Genomic DNA, 17,802 nt, shown 5'->3' on the forward strand with positions numbered 1-17,802 from the left:
TTCGTTGTGCGGCTGGTTTGCAGGCGGGTTGCCAAAATTGAGCAATCGGTCTGCGGCCAGTTTTGGATGTCGCCCCATTTTGTTGGTTTTTTGTTCGCTGTCCACTCGCCTGGAGTATCAATGATCGTTCGTCCGAGTCGGCCGCTTCATTCACAGCCTTGCTTCCTCAGCCGCTCGCGGCGCGCGGCGCTGATCGCGGCAAGCGTCGCGAGTGTGCTGCTCGGAACGTTCGTTTCCTCCGATGCCACCGCCCAGGCCAGCAGCGCGTCTGCCGTTTCGGAGGCATCGGCGCCAGCGGCTGCGTCGGCTGCAGCGCCCGTCACGCAGTACAGCGTGAAACCCGGGCAGTCGCTCAGCGATATCGCCTCCCAGATCACCGGTTCGACCGACCGCGCCACGCGGGAAAAGATGTCGCGGGCGCTCTTCGACGCAAATCCCAACGCGTTCATGGGCCATGACCCCAGCCGGTTGAAACTCGGATCGGTATTGAACGTGCCGGCGATGGAGGATGTGGGGGTGGCTGCTGCCGCGCCTGGGGCTTCTGCGCCTGGGGCGGCATCGGCGCCGGCAGTTGAGGCTAGCGGTTCGGCAACGGGAACGGCTTCGGCTTCGGCGCCGGCCGAAGGGGCGTCGAATGCTGCCGGTGCAGTAAACGGAGCCGCGGCAGCTAGCGGCGCTGTCGCCAAGGTTGCGCCGAGTGCATCGAGCGGGGCGAATGCGTTGTCGCCGACATCGGAAGCTCAACCTGCGGCGAATGCCAGCGAGGCTGCGAACGCGAGTGAAGCGGCGCCTGCATCGGAAGCGGCGCCGGCGTTGAGCGCGTCGAGCGCACCTGCGGCGACAGTTGCGCCGGTAAGCGCGCCGTCAACAACGGGTTCTACGGCCGCGTCGGCGAACGGGCCGATCGGTTGGCTTGTTGGGGCTGTCGTGGTGATCGGCTTGCTGCTGCTCGTTTTGCGCGCTGGCAAACGACGCCGTGCTGCAAGCGCCGCCGCTGGGTTGGCAGCCGATGAACGCGCGTCGGAAGAACCGCCGGTGGCATCGACGGAATTTGAGACATCCGTTGTGCCTCCTCGCGACGGATCGACGAGCCACGCGCAAGCTCCCACAGGCGCTGCCGATCTCGATGGTGTATCGGTTCAGCGCAGTCAAAGCGAGCTGAATGGCGTGGCAGCGAGCATTGAAAACTACGATGCCGCGCAGTCCTTCGATACCCCAACCGAAGACAAGCCGTTTCCTCCGGCTGAAAGCAATGCAATAGGTGATGGCGCGCGAGTAACGCTCGGCGAGAGCCGTGCGCAGGATGCAGCAAGTCCGACCCGCGACACGGATACCAAACGCGCGCCATTCATGCCTGATGCGCCCGCAGCGCTTCATCGCGATTTCACACCGCCGCGCCCGGGTGCGATCGAGGCGGCATTGGCGGCGGAAAGGGCTGCGGCGGATCGGTCCGAGGCATTGCGCGCAGACATGGAGGCCCGGGAACATGAGCTCCGCGAGGCGGCGGCGTTAGAACAGGTGACGCGAGAGAGCGTGGCGCGAGAGGCGGCAGCGCGAGAATTGGAGGCGCGAGAGGCGGCAGCGCGAGAAGCAGAAGCGCGAGAAGCAGAAGCACGAGAAGCAGAAGCACGAGAAGCAGAAGCACGAGAAGCAGAAGCACGAGAAGCAGAAGCACGAGAAGCAGAAGCACGAGAAGTTGCCGCGAGGGAAGCTGCGGCCCGTGAAATGGAGGCTCGCGAAGCGGAAGCCCGTGAGGTCGCCGCACGTGAAGCTAGGGCCCGTGAAACGGAGGCTCGCGAAGCGGAAGCCCGTGAAGTCGCCGCACGTGAAGCTAGGGCCCGTGAAACGGAAGCCCGCGAAACGGAAGCCCGCGAAGCAGAAGCCCGCGAAGCAGAAGCACGCGAAGCCGCCGCCCGCGAAGCGCAAGCGCGCGAAGCAGCGACACGCGCATCCAACGAGCACGAAAGCAGAGAGCACGCGGCATCGGTCCAATCGGTTACACCCGAACCAGCAACGAACCATCCAAACGACGCGGATGATCTATCCGCCTACGATGACGAACCGTCGCCGGCTTCCCGCTTCCCGCAGCCGAAATTCCCGCAAGAGGCTATCGAAGCCCTGAGCGCGCTCGATTTCGGTTTGCCGCCCCGTCGCGAGGCGCCTGCATCGTCCGACGTCCATGTCCAGCCGCCGATCCCTGCTGCCCCGACCGAGCACACTGCGCAAAACGAAGCCCCTTTGGCCCCCGCCCCCGCCACACCCCAACCGATCGCCGACCCGGCCGTCTTCGATCGCCAGAACGAGCAGTATCGCCACCCTGAATCGACCACGCCTCCACCATCCGCGAGCGAGCAAATCGAATCCGGCACGGCTGGCGCGGCATCGGTGGCGGGCCTTGGCGCATCGCGTTTCGGTCCCCTGAGTCTCGACTTCGACTTGAACTCGCCCGCAAGCCAGACCGAGCCGCTACCGGCTTTCACCCCCGAGCAAATCTCGACGATAGCCCGCAACAAGCTCGAACTGGCCGTCGAATACATTGAGCTTGGCGATTTATCCGGGGCGCGCACGTTGCTGCAGGAAGTGATCGAATCGAACGATCCGGCCACGCGCCAACCCGCAGCCACGCTGTTATCGACGCTGGCGCCGCTGTCCTGAGATGCCTGTGAAACGTATCGCATTAGGCATCCAGTACGACGGTTCGGCGTTCAGCGGCTGGCAGACTCAATCGGACGTGCCGACCGTTCAGGACGTTCTCGAACGCGCGTTGGGGAAATTCACGCAGACGCGCGTGCAGACGGTCGTCGCGGGGCGCACGGATACCGGCGTGCACGCGCTCGGCCAGGTCGTGCATTTCGATACCGAACTCGAGCGCACCGACTTCGCCTGGGTGCGCGGCACGAACGCATTCTTGCCGCAGAGCGTCTCGGTCCAGTGGGCGCGTCCGATGCCCGACGACTTCCACGCCCGTTTCGGCGCCTATGAGCGCACCTACTACTATGCGCTGTACGTCCACCCCGTCCGTTCGCCGATGATCACCGGCCGCGCCGGCTGGTGCTACGCTTCGCTCGATGCCGCCGCGATGCGCGAAGCTGCGGCCTGCCTGATCGGCAAGCACGATTTCACCGCGTTCCGCTCGTCCGAGTGCCAGGCGAAGACTCCCGTGAAATACCTGCATCAGATCGATATCGTCGAGCAGGGCGATTTCATCCACTTCCGGTTTCGGGCGAACGCGTTCTTGCACCACATGGTGCGCAACCTGATGGGGTGTTTTGTCGCCATTGGCCGCGGCAAACATCCTGCGTCATGGATGGCGGAATTGCTGGAAGCGCGCGATCGCAAACGCGCGGCGCCCACCTTCATGCCCGATGGCCTGTATTTGGCCGAGGTCGGCTATCCTGAGAACTTCGTGGTGCCCGCGCCGCGTCTGGGGAGCTACCCCTGGAGCGCGGTCTGGCAGGACAACAAAAACGAGACAAAGCATGAGTGACGGGATGAGTAACCGGATGAGTAACGGAGCGAGCAGCGATTTGCGTCGGACGAGAATCAAGCTGTGCGGTTTGTCGAAGACGGAAGACGTCGATACTGCTGTCGCACTCGGCGCCGATGCCGTGGGTTTTGTGTTCTATCCGCCAAGTCCGCGTTCGGTCAGCGTGGGGCAGGCAGTGGAGCTGGCGGAGCATGTGCCGCCGCTCGTCTCGGCGGTCGGTTTGTTCGTCAACGCCACGCCGGAATGGATTCGCGAGGTGACGTCGAACGTGCGCTTGTCGTTACTGCAATTCCACGGCGATGAAACCCCGGCGCAATGCGCAGCGCTCGCTGAAGTGGCCGGTTTGCCGTGGTGGCGGGCTGTGCGGGTAGGGCCTGATGCCACTGCACGCGATTTGGTAGAATCATCTCTCAATTATTCAGCAGCCAGCGGTTTGCTCCTCGACACCCTTGTCGACGGCTACGGTGGCGGTGGAAAGGTATTCGATTGGTCACTTATCCCAACAGATCTCGGGCATCGGGCCGTTTTGAGTGGTGGGTTGAACGCGCAAAACGTCCTTGACGCCATCCGGCGCGTACGCCCTTACGCAGTCGATGTCTCTAGCGGCATCGAAGTAGCGGGGGCGAAGGGCGTGAAAGATCACGCCCGAATGGCGGCGTTTGTACGCGCGGTGCGCGAAGCAGACGCTGGATGATCAAGGTGGAAACGACGTGGGCTAGCGCAACGCTTCCACGTACCGAGAGAGTGACACATGTACAACTTACCAGACGATCGGGGTCATTTCGGCCCATATGGCGGCACATTCGTATCCGAAACGCTGATCCACGCGCTCGATGAACTCCGCGATGCCTATGCTGAATGCAGCAAGGATCCGGCGTTTATCGCGGAATACGAATACGAGCTGAAGCACTACGTCGGCCGTCCGTCGCCGATTTATTATGCCAAACGCTGGAGCGACATGCTCGGTGGCGCGCAAATCTTCCTCAAGCGCGAAGACCTGAATCACACCGGCGCGCATAAAGTTAATAACGTGATTGGCCAGGCGCTGCTCGCTCGCAAGATGGGCAAGCCGCGCGTGATTGCGGAAACCGGCGCGGGACAGCATGGCGTTGCCACGGCGACTATTGCCGCGCGTTTCGGCATGGAATGCGTGGTCTACATGGGCTCGGAAGACGTGCGACGCCAGGCGGCGAACGTGTACCGCATGAAGCTGCTCGGCGCGACGGTCGTGCCGGTCGAATCCGGCTCAAAGACGCTGAAAGACGCGCTCAATGAAGCCATGCGCGACTGGGTAACGAACGTGGAGAACACGTTCTACATCATTGGCACGGTGGCGGGGCCGCATCCTTATCCCATGATGGTGCGCGACTTCCAGCGGGTGATAGGCGATGAATGTAAGGTCCAGATGCCTGAAATGACAGGCCGCCAGCCGGACGCGGTGATCGCGTGTGTTGGCGGTGGATCGAATGCGATGGGCATCTTTTATCCGTATATCGAAGATAAAGATGTGAAGCTGATCGGCGTGGAAGCGGCCGGTGATGGCATCAGCACGGGACGTCACGCGGCGTCGCTGATCGGCGGAAGTCCGGGCGTTCTGCACGGTAACCGTACGTATCTTCTTCAAGACGAAAACGGCCAGATCATCGAAACGCATTCGATTTCAGCAGGGCTGGATTATCCCGGCGTCGGCCCGGAACACGCGTGGCTGAAGGATGCGGGCCGCGCCGAGTACGTGGGCATTACCGACGAAGAAGCGCTGAAGGGATTCCACGATTGCTGCCGGATCGAAGGGATCATTCCCGCGCTGGAGTCGAGCCACGCGCTCGCGTACGCCGCGAAGCTCGCGCCCACGTTGCCGAAAGACAAGCTGCTGCTCGTCAATCTTTCGGGCCGTGGCGACAAGGACATGCATACGGTCGCCGAGCGCACCGGCATCACGTTCTGAGCCCGCAACCGATGCGCGATGAAATCGATCATGCAAGTGCGCACGGCGTCGCCGGTAGTGAAGTCCATGGCGGCATTGAGCGCGGTATCCACTTGCACCACCGCGATTTCCTGACCGATGCAGCGAACCTCCCGGACGGCTCGATCGACCTGATCGTGGCCGATCCGCCATACGGGCTGGGCAAGGATTACGGCAACGACTCGGACATGCGTTCGGGCGATGCCTTCCTTGACTGGACCTACGGCTGGCTTGAGCTGGCGATTCCGAAGCTCAAGCCAAGCGGTTCGCTTTACATTTTTTGCACGTGGCAATATGCGCCGGAGATCTTCGTGTTCCTCAAGCGCCGCCTCACCATGGTCAACGAGATCGTGTGGGACCGGCGCGTGCCGAGCATGGGCGGAACGGTGCGTAGATATACGTCTGTGCACGACAACATCGGTTATTTCGCGGTATCGAAGGATTACTTCTTCGATCTCGATCCCATCCGCATCCCCTACGACGCAGTGACGAAGAAAGCGCGTTCGCGCAAATTGTTCGAAGGCAGCAAGTGGCTGGAGCTGGGTTACAACCCGAAGGACGTATGGTCGGTGTCGCGACTGCACAGGCAACACGCCGAGCGCGTCGACCATCCGACGCAAAAGCCGCTTGAGATCATTGAGCGGATGGTCTTGGCGAGTTGTCCGCGTGGCGGGCGCGTGCTCGATCCGTTCATGGGCAGCGGCACGACTGCGGTCGCGTGTGCACGTCATGGGCGCGAGTTCATTGGCTACGAGATCAACGCCGACTATCACGCAATCGCCGAAAAGCGGGTCGCGGAGACGCGTTCCGTCGGAGTCCGGGTTGAGCCGAAGACCGAGGCCACGATTACTGCTACTGACCAAGCGAACGCCGCCTAACACTCCGCGAAGTCACTGCTAAAAAACGCTAAAAGGCGCGGATTTCGCGCAAAGAGATTAACTCATGTCCCGTATTAAAAGCACATTTGCGGCGTTGGCCGAGCAGGGCAAGAAAGGTCTGATCCCGTTCATTACGGCTGGCGATCCGAACCCCGAGCAAACCGTCGAATTCATGCACGCGCTCGCCAAGGGCGGCGCGGACGTCATCGAACTGGGCGTGCCTTTTTCCGATCCGATGGCCGATGGTCCCGTGATCCAACGCTCGTCAGAACGTGCGTTGGCCAAGGGCGTATCGCTGAAACGCGTGCTCGCCGACGTTGCACGCTTCCGCGAGACCAACACCACCACGCCGGTGGTCCTGATGGGTTACGCGAATCCGATCGAACGGATGGGCACCGATGCCTTCGCCAAAGCGGCGAAGGACGCGGGTGTGGATGGCATTCTGGTCGTCGATTACCCACCTGAAGAGTCGGTGGAATTCAGTGAATCGATGCGTGCCGCCGGCATCGACCCGATCTTCCTGCTTGCACCCACCTCGACCGATGAACGCATTGCCGCGGTCGGCAAAGTGGCGAGCGGGTATGTGTATTACGTGTCGCTGAAAGGCGTGACTGGTTCGGCAAATCTGGACGTGGCCAGCATCGCGAGTAAAATCCCGGCGATCAAGGCGCATGTTGCGTTGCCGGTGGGGGTGGGTTTTGGCATCCGCGACGCTGTGTCGGCGAGGCTGGTGGCCGATGTATCGGATGCCGTGGTGATTGGCAGCCGTCTCGTGCAACTGCTCGAAGAAGCGCCGCCCGAGAAGGCGGCGGAGATGCTGACGAGCTTTATTGCCGAAATTCGCTCTGCGCTCGATTCTGCAAAATAACCCGTTATTGCGGCCGGAAGGGATTAAAAACCCGCTTCAAACGGGCCGCAAAACACGTGAAAACAGGGAAGGACATACGATGAGCTGGCTCGACAAACTGTTACCGCCGAAGATCAAGCAAACCGATCCGAAAAGCCGCAAGGGGATTCCGGAAGGGCTGTGGATCAAGTGCCCTTCGTGCGAAGCGGTGCTCTACCGCAACGACGTCGAGGCGAATCTGCATGTCTGCCCGAAATGCAGCCATCACATGCGGATTGGCGCACGCGAACGGCTTGACGGGTTACTCGATCCGGAAGGCCGTTACGAAATCGGCCAGGAAATCCTGCCCGTCGACGCACTGAAGTTCAAGGACAGCCGGAAGTACCCGGACCGCCTGAAAGAGGCAATGGAAGATACGGACGAAACCGACGCCATGGTCGTCATGGGCGGCGCGATCCACACCATTCCGGTCGTGACCGCGTGCTTTGAGTTCTCGTTCATGGGCGGTTCGATGGGCTCGGTGGTCGGCGAACGTTTTGCCCGCGGCGCGCGTAACGCGCTCGAGCAGCGCACGCCGTTTATCTGTTTCACGGCATCGGGCGGCGCGCGGATGCAGGAAAGCCTGCTCTCGCTGATGCAAATGGCCAAGACCACGGCCATGCTCACGAAGCTGGCCGAAGCCAAGCTGCCGTTCATCTCCGTTCTGACTGATCCGACCATGGGCGGCGTGTCCGCCAGTTTCGCGTTCCTGGGCGACGTGGTGATCGCGGAACCGAAGGCGCTGATTGGTTTTGCGGGTCCGCGCGTGATTGAACAAACGGTGCGCGAGAAGCTACCGGAAGGATTCCAGCGTTCGGAATTCCTGATCCAGAAGGGCGCGATCGACATGATTGTGGATCGCCGCAAGATGCGTGAAGAAATTGCGCGTCTGATTGCATTGCTGACGCTGCAACCGGCTGATGCGGTCGCCTGAGGCACGGTTTTCAAGCGCCTGTTGCGCTTCGACCGCTTGGAGCGAGTTGGGCTGCAGGCGTTAAACGATGGCGGCCCAGGCGCCGCGCGCGAACCCGCCGAGGGTCGTGCGCGGCGTTTTTGTTTGGTTTGGGCGCTTCGCTTCTTTCACTATTTTGCGGGCTTTGGCCGGCGAGCACGATCACTTCATGGCGACTTCATCGACCCCCTCACCGTTCACCTTCCCCACCCTCGACGCGTGGCTGACTCACCTGGAATCGGCACATCCTGTCGGCATCGACATGGGTTTGACGCGCATCAGCCAAGTGCGCGACGCTCTGGGACTAACGTTCAAATGCCCCGTGATTACGGTCGGCGGAACGAACGGCAAGGGCTCGACCTGCGCGATCATCGAAACCATCCTGGTTCGCGCGGGGTATCGCGTGGGCTGTCATACGTCGCCGCATCTGCTCGACTTCAATGAGCGCGCGCGGCTAAACGGCGCTGATGCCACGAACGATGAGCTGCTCGAGCATTTCGAGGCGGTCGAACAGGCGCGCATGAGCCTCGCCGATCCGGTCTCGCTGACCTATTTCGAATTCACCACGCTGGCAATCATGCGGTTGTTCGCATCGCGTGATTTGGACGCCGTGATTCTTGAAGTGGGGTTGGGCGGCCGTCTGGACGCCGTCAATATTATCGATACCGATTGCGCGATCGTCACCAGCATCGACATCGACCACACGGAGTATCTGGGCGATACCCGCGAGAAAATCGGCTTCGAGAAAGCCGGGATTTTCCGCCCGAACACACCCGCCATTTGTGGCGATCCCTCGCCCCCGCAGTCATTGATCGACCATGCGAAGGCTATCGGCGCGGATCTGTGGCTGGTCGGCCGTGATTTCCGCTACGAAGCGCAGGGCGGCAACGAACGCCAGCAGTGGAGTTATATCGGCCGGACGCAGCGGCGCTCGGCGCTCGCTTACCCGGCTTTGCGCGGCGCGAATCAACTGATCAATACATCGGCGGCGCTGGCCGCGCTCGAAGCGCTGCGGGACCGCATTCCCGTGTCCGCACAGGATATCCGGCTGGGACTTGCGAACGTCGAGTTGCCGGGGCGCTTCCAAGTGGTGCCGGGCAAGCCGCAAGTGATCCTCGATGTCGCTCACAACCCGCACGCCGCGGCCGTTTTGGCTCAGAATCTCGGCAACATGGGCTTTTTCCCCTACACGTACGCGGTCTTCGGCGCGATGGGCGACAAGGACATCGCCGGGGTCGTGGAGCATTTGAAGGGCGAGATCGATCATTGGAACGTGACCGCCCTTCCAACACCGCGCGCCGCGTCTTCGGCCATGCTGGAAAGCGTTTTACGCCACGCCGGCGTCAACGACAGTAGTGACAGCAGCGTTACACAATTCAACAATCCGGCCGACGCTTTTCAAGATGCGTTAAAGCGAGCGTCCGAAAATGATAGAATTTTGGTTTTCGGCAGTTTCCATACGGTGGCCGGCGTAATGGCTTATCGTAAATCGCAGCGTCATTGAACGGACGGCCGGCCAGCCTCTCGCACAAGCCAACCATGTCCTTTTTCTCGTTCGGCAAGAAAGACGACGCGCCCTCAGGTCGCGACACATACTCCGACTCCCCGCGCGGCTCGCGTCAAACCGTGCGTACCGAACGCCGGACGCGCCGCAGCGACCGTCCTGAAGCCGACGCCATGATGCTCGACCCCACCCTGCCCGAAAAGCAGCGTGCGCGGCGGCGTCTGGTCGGCGCGCTCGCGCTGGTCGCGGCGGCGGTGATCATCCTGCCAATGGTGCTGGATTCGCATCCGAAGCCCGTCACCGACGACATCTCAATCGATATCCCGGCACGCCCGGCCGCGCCTTTGCCCAAGACAAGTCACAACGACGCGACGGATGCCGGCGCGGTTGATTCGTCAGCAGATACGCAAGCCGGAGTAGCGCCGGATGGTCCTGCAGCGGCCACGGACAATGCGGCGGCGGTAGCTTCAAAACCCGCTTTAAAGCCCGACTCGAAGCAAGCCTCTAAACCAGTGGAAACGCAAACGCAGGCCAAGGCCGCCGAGGCGCAGCCCGAAGCGAAGCCGGCGGCACCGCCGTCCGCGGTGACGAACGCCCAGGCCTCCAAGCCCGCGGCGCAAGCGCCCGCACCCGTTACGGCAGCCACGCCGAAACCGAACACACCAGCCTCCCCGGCGGGAAGTCGTTTCGTGGTCCAGATCGGCACCTTCGATGACGACACTGCAGCCCAAGGCTGGGTGACCAAGTTGAAGGCGGCGGGAGTGCCCGCATATATCGAACATCGGAAACAGGCTGACGGCACCACTCGCACGCTGTTGCGTGCCGGACCGTTCGCCGACCGGACGGCTGCATCGGCGGCGCTGGTCAAGGTTCGGCAGGCCGGACTGGGCGGCGGCAACGGCGGCAGCAATAGCGCGTCAGCGAACTAGCTGTAGATGTTTACGAGTTTCGACTACGCGGTGATGGCCGTGATCGGCCTCTCCGCGCTGCGCGGCATGTGGCGCGGCTTGCTGGCCGAAGTGTTCGGCCTGATTGGCTGGATCGCCGCGCTGTTGATCGCAGGGCGTTTTGTTGGTTTGGTCGTGCCTTACATTCCGGCGAACTGGCCGGGCGGGGCGCTGACGCAGTGGCTGATTGCGTTTTTGCTGATTGTCGCGGGTGTGCTGGTGGTATCAAGTGTGGCTGGCGCGTTGTTGACGCGTGTGACCGAAGTGGTCGGGCTGCGCGGTATCGACCGGTCGCTTGGACTTTTATTCGGCCTCGTGAGAGGGGCCATTCTGGTAGTGATCCTGGTCGCCCTCGCGGGCTTGACCGAACTGCCGCAACACGATTTCTGGCGTAACGCGTTGTTCCGGCCCGCGGCCGAACAAGGCGTGCGAGAACTGAAACCGCTGCTTCCCGATACGCTCGCCGCGTACCTGCGCACCACGCCGGACGGCCCGCAAGATCCGCCCGCCACGCCTGCGCAATGACGTCCTGGCCCGCTACCCGAGAATCCCGCGACGGCTCGGCGCAACACCCTGCAGTGTGATCACCCCGCGAGGGGCCGCCTGCATTCGTTGCACCGATATGCCTTGTGGACCCGCTTTTGGACCCGTTTCGACTCTTTGAAGGACCATGCCATGTGCGGCATCGTAGGCGTAGTTTCCCAGACTCCCGTTAACCAGTTGATTTATGACAGCTTGCTGCTGCTGCAGCATCGCGGGCAGGACGCGGCTGGCATTGCAACGGCTAACGGCAATAACTTCCACATGCATAAGGCCAACGGCATGGTGCGCGACGTGTTCCGCACGCGCAACATGCGCAGTCTGCCGGGTAATGTCGGCATTGGCCAGGTGCGGTATCCGACGGCTGGAAATGCATCGAGCGAAGAAGAAGCCCAGCCGTTCTACGTGAACGCGCCATTCGGCATCATCCTCGCCCACAACGGCAACCTGACGAACTGGCCGCAGTTGAAGGAAGAGATGTTCCGGATCGATCGCCGGCACATCAACACCGCGTCCGACACTGAAGTCCTTCTCAACGTCTTCGCCCACGAACTGCAGTTGTCCAGCTCCGGCCTGGAACTCGATCCGGCCGCCCTGTTCAAGGCGGTGAGCGGCGTGCATCGGCGAGTGAAGGGATCGTATGCCATCGTCTCGTTGATCGCCGGTTACGGACTCGTCGCTTTCCGCGATCCGTTCGGCATCCGTCCGCTGGTCCTCGGCAAGCAGGAAACCGCGACGGGCGTGGAATGGATGGTGGCCTCGGAATCGGTGGCGGTTGAAGGTATCGGCTTCGAGTTCGTGCGTGACGTGGAGCCGGGCGAAGCGATTTTCATCGATAACGACGGCAACCTGCACAGCCAGCAATGTGCCGAGCACCCGAGCCTGAACCCCTGCATCTTCGAACTCGTGTATCTCGCGCGTCCGGATTCGTGCCTCGACGGCGTGCCGGTCTACAACGCGCGCTTGCGCATGGGCGATTACCTCGCCGAGAAGATCAAGCGCGTGCTGCCGGACGTGGCTATTGACGTGGTCATGCCGATTCCGGATTCATCACGTCCCGCCGCCATGCAAGTGGCCGCGAAGCTGGGCGTGGAGTATCGCGAAGGTTTCTTCAAGAATCGCTATGTTGGTCGTACCTTCATCATGCCTGGCCAGGCTGTGCGCAAGAAGTCCGTGCGCCAGAAACTCAACGCGATGGCGATCGAGTTCAAGGGCAAGAACGTGCTGATCGTGGATGACTCCATCGTTCGTGGAACAACATCGCATGAAATCGTGCAGATGGCGCGCGATGCAGGCGCCGCCAAGGTGATCTTCGCGTCCGCTGCGCCGCCGGTGAAGTTCCCGAACGTGTACGGCATCGACATGCCCACGCGCGGCGAGCTGGTCGCGCATGGCCGTTCGGACGAGGAAGTGGCGCGCATGATCGGCGCGGATCATCTGGTGTATCAGGATGTGGCCGATCTGAAGCAGGCCATTCGCGACATCAATCCGGCGCTGCGTGAATTCGATGCCTCGTGCTTCGATGGCAACTACATCACCGGTGACATCGACTCGGCTTATCTGGATCGTCTGGAAACGTCGCGTCTTGCACCGCAAGCGCAGTCGGATCGCGATGCGGCGAGTGAGGCGATGGAAGGTGGCGTATCGCGTTCGCAGTTGCACTTGCAATTGTCGGTGGAGTGACGAGTTTGACTCCAGCGTGCAATAAGCGCGTGACAGGCGTGATAGCATTGGGTTTGCGTCGATTTGAGATCAGCTTGCGGACGCGGGTGTTGATGAACGGCTAGATCTTTAGCTTGAGTCAGAACCCGAAACAGCTAAAGCGAACCGGTGGCGAATCTGGATCACGCACCGGCGACGCTACAGGCTTTTCCGCACCGAGCCCGCTCATGCTGACGCAGAGGCGGGCTTTTTTGCGTCCCGGTTTTTTTGGGCCGGGCTAATGAATGACGGAATAGATTGGAATGGAAAACACGAACATGGACGAAAACCTAAACTTCGATACGCTCGCCGTCCGCGCGGGAACGTTGCGCAGTGATTTCAACGAGCACTCGGAAGCGATTTTCCTGACCTCGAGCTTTGTGTTCGAGAGCGCCGCGCATGCCGCAGAAAGCTTCAAGAACGCTGAAGAGGCTTACACGTACTCGCGCTTCACCAACCCGACGGTCGCGATGTTCCAGAACCGCCTGGCGGCGCTGGAAGGCGGCGAGGCGTGCATGGCGACAGCATCAGGCATGGCCGCGATCATGTCAGTGGTGATGTGCTCGATGCAGCAGGGCGACCATCTGGTCAGTTCGAAGAGCTTGTTCGGATCGACGGTGGGCATGTTCTCGCAGATCTTCACGAAGTTCGGCATCACGACCACATTCGTCGATCCTACCAATCTGGATGAATGGCGAGCGGCCGTGCGTCCCGAGACGAAGATGTTTTTCCTCGAAACGCCGTCGAATCCGCTGACTGAGATCGCAGATATTGAGGCGATCGGGAAGATATCGAAGGAAGTGGGCGCGTTGTTTGTCGTCGATAACTGTTTCTGTAGCCCGGCGCTGCAGCAGCCGTTGAAGCTTGGCGCGGATGTTGTCATGCACTCGGCGACCAAGTTCCTCGATGGTCAGGGACGCGTGCTGGGCGGCGCGTTGGTCGGGTCGAAGCAGTTCATCATGGAAAAGGTGTTTCCGTTCGTGCGCAGCGCAGGGCCGACGTTGTCCGCGTTCAATGCGTGGGTGTTGTTGAAGGGGATGGAGACACTGTCGTTGCGGGTGGAGAAGCAGTCGGCGAATGCGCTGGAAATCGCGCGCTGGCTGGAGACGCATCCGGCAATCGAGCGCGTGTTTTATCCGGGGCTCGAGTCGCATCCGCAATACGCGATCGCGAAGAAGCAGCAGAAGGCGGGCGGGGCGATTGTGTCGTTCGAGTTGAAGGGCGCGACGCGCGAGGAGCAGCGCGCGAATGCGTGGCGTGTGATTGATGCCACCAAGATCTGTTCGATTACCGGCAATCTCGGCGATACGCGTACGACCATTACCCATCCGTCGACGACAACGCACGGACGGTTGACGCCCGAGGTGCGGGAAGCGGCAGGGATTCGCGAAGGGTTGATCCGGCTAGCGGTGGGGTTGGAGCATGCCTCGGATATTCGAGGGGATTTGGAGCGTGGGCTGAACGGGTAATTTCTGTCGCGCTGAATTGGCGTTCTGATTTTGGCGTGGGCCAAGGCATGGCTGGGTTTGGGCGTAGCGGGCGGGGGCAATACGGGTCGCTAGGTTAGCGATCCGAGTCAAAGGGAGTCAACCCCGAATGACCAACCCAGCGCTGCCGCCCAGCCGCATCGACGGACCCCCTAAACTCGGGGTGCGAAAGACGGAGAAACCCTCCGTCGGCGCGAGCGAGCGAACCTTAAACGTCCAGCAATTCCACTTCAAAAACCAGCGTCGCGTTCGGCGGAATCACCCCGCCGGCGCCGCGTACGCCATAACCGAGTTGCGGCGGAATGGTCAACTTGCGTTTACCGCCGACCTTCATACCCTGCACGCCCTCGTCCCATCCCTTGATGACCATGCCGCCGCCGAGCACAAAAGCGAACGGATCATTACGGTCGTGACTGGAATCGAACTTCTGGCCGTCCGTGAGCCAGCCCGTGTAATGCACGCTCACCGACTTGCCGGCAACGGCTTCAGCGCCTTCGCCCACCGTCAAATCTTCATACTTGAGCCCTGAGTCGGTCGTCACGATCGCCATGTAACACTCCTTGTAAAAGCCGGCAACGCCGGCTGGATCTAAAACCGGTATTGTAGGGCTTTCGGGTGGCATCGTTACACCCGGCGAAGCGCGCATGAGGTTTGCTGCACGACCCGACCAATATCTCGTAAATAGGAAGGAAGGGCGGCCAGCCCCAAGCGGAAGGCCTGGAAGGACTCTCCTATAATGGCCAGTCATCTCGATAACACCGGGCAAGATACTCGCATTCATCAACGCTCAAGGATCTTCCATCGTGACAACGTCTTTCTCCGGCACGGTCGACACGGGACGCGCTCCCCGTCCTGAAGCACCGGTCGCGGGCACCGACGGCGTGCTTGTGCTGGATACCGCGCAACGCTGTGTGTCAGCCGATACCGTTTTCGCACATCTGTTCGATCTCGACGCGAGCGCATTCGAAGGCTGTGCTCTCGCCGATACCGCCTTACCCAAACCCCTGATCGCCGTGCTCGCCGAAGCTGCCGACGCCGCGCTTGCTGCCAGCAGCGTGCGGCGCGCGAAGGTATGCATTGACGAGAGCGAGGGCACGCCGTCGAGATCGCGTTCGTTCGCCATCCTCGCGCTGCCCGGCAGCACCGGCCGGACCGATACCGTGTCGCTGATCGTTTCGCCGAGCAGCCCTGGAGGCCACGGACTGTCGGCAGAAACCGGGGCGGCACAAGCCGACGAGCGCAGCGCGCATCTGCGTGCCGAAGTGGCGTTGTTCATGCGCGATCACGTGCTCGGGGTCGTGTCGCATGATTTGCGGGGGCCGCTGAACGCCATCCATAGCTGGGGTTACGTGCTGGAGCGGAAAGTCGATACCGCCGATGCCGCCGCCCAACGCGCGCTCGCCGGGATTCGCTCCGGCGTGGAACAGCAGGTGAAGCTGATCGAGCAATTCATCGATACCACCCGCGCCGAGACGAAGACGCTGGCGCTCGACCGCGCGCCGCGCGCACTACGGCACTTGATGGAACAGAGCGCGTTGGAGGCACGCGCGAGTCTGGCGAGCGCGCGGCAGGTGACGCTCCATGTCGAATCCGCGCTGGTGGAAGAGCAGATCAGCGCCGACGGCGAACGTCTTACCCAGGCGCTCTGGCTGATGCTTGCGTTCGCCACCGAGGCGAGCGCGGCGCGATCGGAGGTGGTGTTGAACGGACTGGTCGAGGGCGGTGTGTTCAGCGCGGACGTCACGTTCACGGCATCGCAGAAAGCGCTTTTGGATCCTGACGTTCCCCACGTGCTTGAAGCGTTCGCCCGCCATCAGGCAACGTTGCCACGGGAAGCTGCGCGTATCGCGTGGGTGCTTGCCCTATGCAAACGCGTGGCGGAAGCGCACGGCGGGACTTTCGAACACGACGATCCCGCCGATAACGCCGCGGTCGCGCTCAGGCTTCGCGTGCCGTTGAGCGCCGTCTGATTTAACTTTCGGTCAGCTTGCACCTCTATACTGGCGGTTTCATTTTGCGGAGCAGGTTGCTTTGAATCAGGTTGTCGCGCTAATTGGTGCCTTGTTGCTCGTCGCGTTGAACGGTTTTTTCGTCGCGGCCGAGTTCGGACTCGTCAAACTGCGCGCCACGCGCGTTCAGGCAATCGCACGGTCGAACGGCTTGCCGGGCCGTTTGCTGGCGAAGGTCCACGGCAAGCTCGATGCCTATTTGTCCGCGTGTCAGCTCGGCATCACGCTGGCGTCGCTCGGGCTTGGCTGGCTGGGCGAACCGGCGTTCGCTGCGTTGCTGCACCCGTTGTTCGCGCTTGCGGGTGTCGAATCAGTCAAACTGATCGATGCCGTTTCGCTGTTCTTCGCGTTCTCGTGCATTTCCTTCCTGCATATTGTGGTGGGTGAGCTCGCGCCGAAGTCGTGGGCGATCCGGCGCGCGGAACAAGTCGGCCTGTGGGTCGCTATGCCGCTTTACGGTTTCTACTGGGCCATGTACCCGTTCATCTGGGTGCTGAATTCGAGCGCGAATTTCGTGTTGCGATTGTTCGGGCTCGGAACGGGACACGGCGGCGACGCTCACTATTCCACCGACGAACTCAAGCTGATTCTGCGCGGGCGGCGCTTGAGCGGGGCATCGACGGCTCCGTTGCCGGACGCAACCGGGGCGGGCGGTTCTGCGGGTTCTGCCGGGTCTGCTTATAACGCCGATGAGTGGAACACCATCGCTCATTCGCTCGATTTCAGCCGCATGACGGTCTCGGACCTGATGCGCCCGAACCACGAAATGATCGGCCTGCGCAACGACGTGCCCATGCGCGACAACATGCAGGTGATCACGCGCCACCGTTTCAGCCGCTATCCCCTTTTTGCCGATGCCTCCGGCGAACACGTGCTCGGCATGATTCACCTGAAAGACCTGCTGCTCGCACGCAATGGCGCCGGGCGAGAGCTGCTGCAAGGTCTGACGCGGCAGGACACGAAGCAGGATGCGCTGGCCCAGCATGTGCGGCCGGTGCAATACGTGGCGGGCAATCTATCGGCGCTTGAACTGTTCAGGCGCTTTCGTAATGGCGCGCCTCACTTCGCGCTGGTCGGGCGCAAGGGGCAGAAGCCAATAGGCTTTCTGACGCTCGATAACTTGCTGGGTGCGCTGGTCGGCCAGATTCACGATGAGTTCCGGCAAGGCGACGCGGACTGGTCGCGGATGGACGACGGCACGCTGATGGGCAAGGGCAGCTTGCCGGTGGTGTCGCTTGAACGGGCGTTGGGGATTGATATCGATGAAGGGCAGGCGGAATCGGTCGGGGGACTGGTGATCAATGCGCTGGGCGATCTGCCGAGCGAAGGGCAGCGGATCGGCTTTGATCGCTTCGATATCGTGGTGAAGAAGATGAACGGGCCGCGCATCGTGCTCGTGCGCGTGTACCCGCATGAAGAGGTGGCGCAGGAAGCGGAGTGATTTTCCG

The 17,802-nt window shown here is 61.8% G+C and carries 15 protein-coding genes; 14 read left to right on the plus strand and 1 reads right to left on the minus strand.

Going from position 1 to position 17,802, the window contains the following annotated elements; translation table 11 throughout:
• Positions 1-120 precede the first annotated feature (120 nt).
• From SBC1_RS27735 to SBC1_RS27790, 12 genes are all read left to right on the plus strand, one after another.
• Positions 121-2,655 carry a FimV/HubP family polar landmark protein gene (locus tag SBC1_RS27735; protein WP_165989085.1) on the plus strand — a complete coding sequence of 845 codons (2,535 nt, stop codon included), beginning with the start codon at positions 121-123 and terminating at the stop codon, positions 2,653-2,655.
• A 7-nt stretch (positions 2,656-2,662) separates the two neighbouring features.
• Complete coding sequence (gene truA, locus SBC1_RS27740; RefSeq protein ID WP_206366136.1) at positions 2,663-3,487, plus strand: tRNA pseudouridine(38-40) synthase TruA; 825 nt, start codon at positions 2,663-2,665, stop codon at positions 3,485-3,487.
• A complete protein-coding gene (locus tag SBC1_RS27745) occupies positions 3,480-4,181 on the plus strand; it encodes a phosphoribosylanthranilate isomerase (RefSeq protein WP_206366137.1) in 702 nt (233 codons plus the stop codon). Before truA ends, SBC1_RS27745 begins: the two co-directional genes overlap by 8 nt.
• 57 nt (positions 4,182-4,238) lie before the next feature.
• Complete coding sequence (trpB, locus tag SBC1_RS27750; protein WP_165102246.1) at positions 4,239-5,432, plus strand: tryptophan synthase subunit beta; 1,194 nt, start codon at positions 4,239-4,241, stop codon at positions 5,430-5,432.
• Positions 5,433-5,443: 11 nt separating this feature from the next.
• Positions 5,444-6,328, plus strand: coding sequence for a site-specific DNA-methyltransferase (locus tag SBC1_RS27755; RefSeq protein ID WP_165102249.1), 885 nt, complete (start codon positions 5,444-5,446; stop codon positions 6,326-6,328).
• A gap of 64 nt (positions 6,329-6,392) precedes the next feature.
• Positions 6,393-7,196 carry a tryptophan synthase subunit alpha gene (gene trpA, locus SBC1_RS27760; RefSeq protein WP_165102252.1) on the plus strand — a complete coding sequence of 268 codons (804 nt, stop codon included), beginning with the start codon at positions 6,393-6,395 and terminating at the stop codon, positions 7,194-7,196.
• A gap of 79 nt (positions 7,197-7,275) precedes the next feature.
• Positions 7,276-8,148, plus strand: a complete 873-nt coding sequence (gene accD / locus SBC1_RS27765) for an acetyl-CoA carboxylase, carboxyltransferase subunit beta (RefSeq protein ID WP_062086303.1) — start codon at positions 7,276-7,278, stop codon at positions 8,146-8,148.
• A gap of 187 nt (positions 8,149-8,335) precedes the next feature.
• On the plus strand, positions 8,336-9,670 hold the full coding sequence (gene folC, locus SBC1_RS27770) for a bifunctional tetrahydrofolate synthase/dihydrofolate synthase (protein WP_165102255.1): 1,335 nt from the start codon (positions 8,336-8,338) through the stop codon (positions 9,668-9,670).
• A 35-nt stretch (positions 9,671-9,705) separates the two neighbouring features.
• Positions 9,706-10,599, plus strand: coding sequence for an SPOR domain-containing protein (locus tag SBC1_RS27775; protein ID WP_165102258.1), 894 nt, complete (start codon positions 9,706-9,708; stop codon positions 10,597-10,599).
• Positions 10,600-10,605: 6 nt separating this feature from the next.
• On the plus strand, positions 10,606-11,142 hold the full coding sequence (locus SBC1_RS27780; RefSeq protein WP_165102261.1) for a CvpA family protein: 537 nt from the start codon (positions 10,606-10,608) through the stop codon (positions 11,140-11,142).
• Positions 11,143-11,292: 150 nt separating this feature from the next.
• Positions 11,293-12,840: an amidophosphoribosyltransferase gene (gene purF, locus SBC1_RS27785; protein WP_165102264.1), complete on the plus strand. Its 1,548-nt coding sequence runs from the start codon at positions 11,293-11,295 to the stop codon at positions 12,838-12,840.
• A 296-nt stretch (positions 12,841-13,136) separates the two neighbouring features.
• Positions 13,137-14,327, plus strand: coding sequence for an O-succinylhomoserine sulfhydrylase (locus SBC1_RS27790; protein WP_165102267.1), 1,191 nt, complete (start codon positions 13,137-13,139; stop codon positions 14,325-14,327).
• A gap of 226 nt (positions 14,328-14,553) precedes the next feature.
• Here SBC1_RS27790 and SBC1_RS27795 read toward each other — a convergent pair whose 3' ends face one another.
• A complete protein-coding gene (locus SBC1_RS27795; RefSeq protein WP_165102270.1) occupies positions 14,554-14,895 on the minus strand; it encodes an FKBP-type peptidyl-prolyl cis-trans isomerase in 342 nt (113 codons plus the stop codon).
• 253 nt (positions 14,896-15,148) lie between these two features.
• Between SBC1_RS27795 and SBC1_RS27800 the strand changes: the two genes are divergently transcribed.
• Complete coding sequence (locus SBC1_RS27800) at positions 15,149-16,315, plus strand: sensor histidine kinase (RefSeq protein ID WP_370469688.1); 1,167 nt, start codon at positions 15,149-15,151, stop codon at positions 16,313-16,315.
• 61 nt (positions 16,316-16,376) lie between these two features.
• Positions 16,377-17,795, plus strand: coding sequence for a hemolysin family protein (locus tag SBC1_RS27805; RefSeq protein WP_165102273.1), 1,419 nt, complete (start codon positions 16,377-16,379; stop codon positions 17,793-17,795).
• The last annotated feature ends 7 nt before the right edge of the window (positions 17,796-17,802 follow it).

This window comes from Caballeronia sp. SBC1 (assembly GCF_011493005.1).
Taxonomy (GTDB): domain Bacteria; phylum Pseudomonadota; class Gammaproteobacteria; order Burkholderiales; family Burkholderiaceae; genus Caballeronia.

Bases quoted from the DNA above. Each gene is read 5' to 3' on its own strand.
- SBC1_RS27775 (WP_165102258.1), top strand. From the start codon at position 9,706: ATGTCCTTTTTCTCGTTCGGCAAGAAAGACGACGCGCCCTCAGGTCGC.
- purF (WP_165102264.1), top strand. From the start codon at position 11,293: ATGTGCGGCATCGTAGGCGTAGTTTCCCAGACTCCCGTTAACCAGTTG.
- trpA (WP_165102252.1), top strand. From the start codon at position 6,393: ATGTCCCGTATTAAAAGCACATTTGCGGCGTTGGCCGAGCAGGGCAAG.
- SBC1_RS27735 (WP_165989085.1), top strand. From the start codon at position 121: ATGATCGTTCGTCCGAGTCGGCCGCTTCATTCACAGCCTTGCTTCCTC.
- SBC1_RS27790 (WP_165102267.1), top strand. From the start codon at position 13,137: ATGGACGAAAACCTAAACTTCGATACGCTCGCCGTCCGCGCGGGAACG.
- folC (WP_165102255.1), top strand. From the start codon at position 8,336: ATGGCGACTTCATCGACCCCCTCACCGTTCACCTTCCCCACCCTCGAC.
- accD (WP_062086303.1), top strand. From the start codon at position 7,276: ATGAGCTGGCTCGACAAACTGTTACCGCCGAAGATCAAGCAAACCGAT.
- SBC1_RS27795 (WP_165102270.1), bottom strand. From the start codon at position 14,895: ATGGCGATCGTGACGACCGACTCAGGGCTCAAGTATGAAGATTTGACG.
- trpB (WP_165102246.1), top strand. From the start codon at position 4,239: ATGTACAACTTACCAGACGATCGGGGTCATTTCGGCCCATATGGCGGC.
- SBC1_RS27745 (WP_206366137.1), top strand. From the start codon at position 3,480: ATGAGTGACGGGATGAGTAACCGGATGAGTAACGGAGCGAGCAGCGAT.
- SBC1_RS27780 (WP_165102261.1), top strand. From the start codon at position 10,606: ATGTTTACGAGTTTCGACTACGCGGTGATGGCCGTGATCGGCCTCTCC.
- SBC1_RS27755 (WP_165102249.1), top strand. From the start codon at position 5,444: ATGCGCGATGAAATCGATCATGCAAGTGCGCACGGCGTCGCCGGTAGT.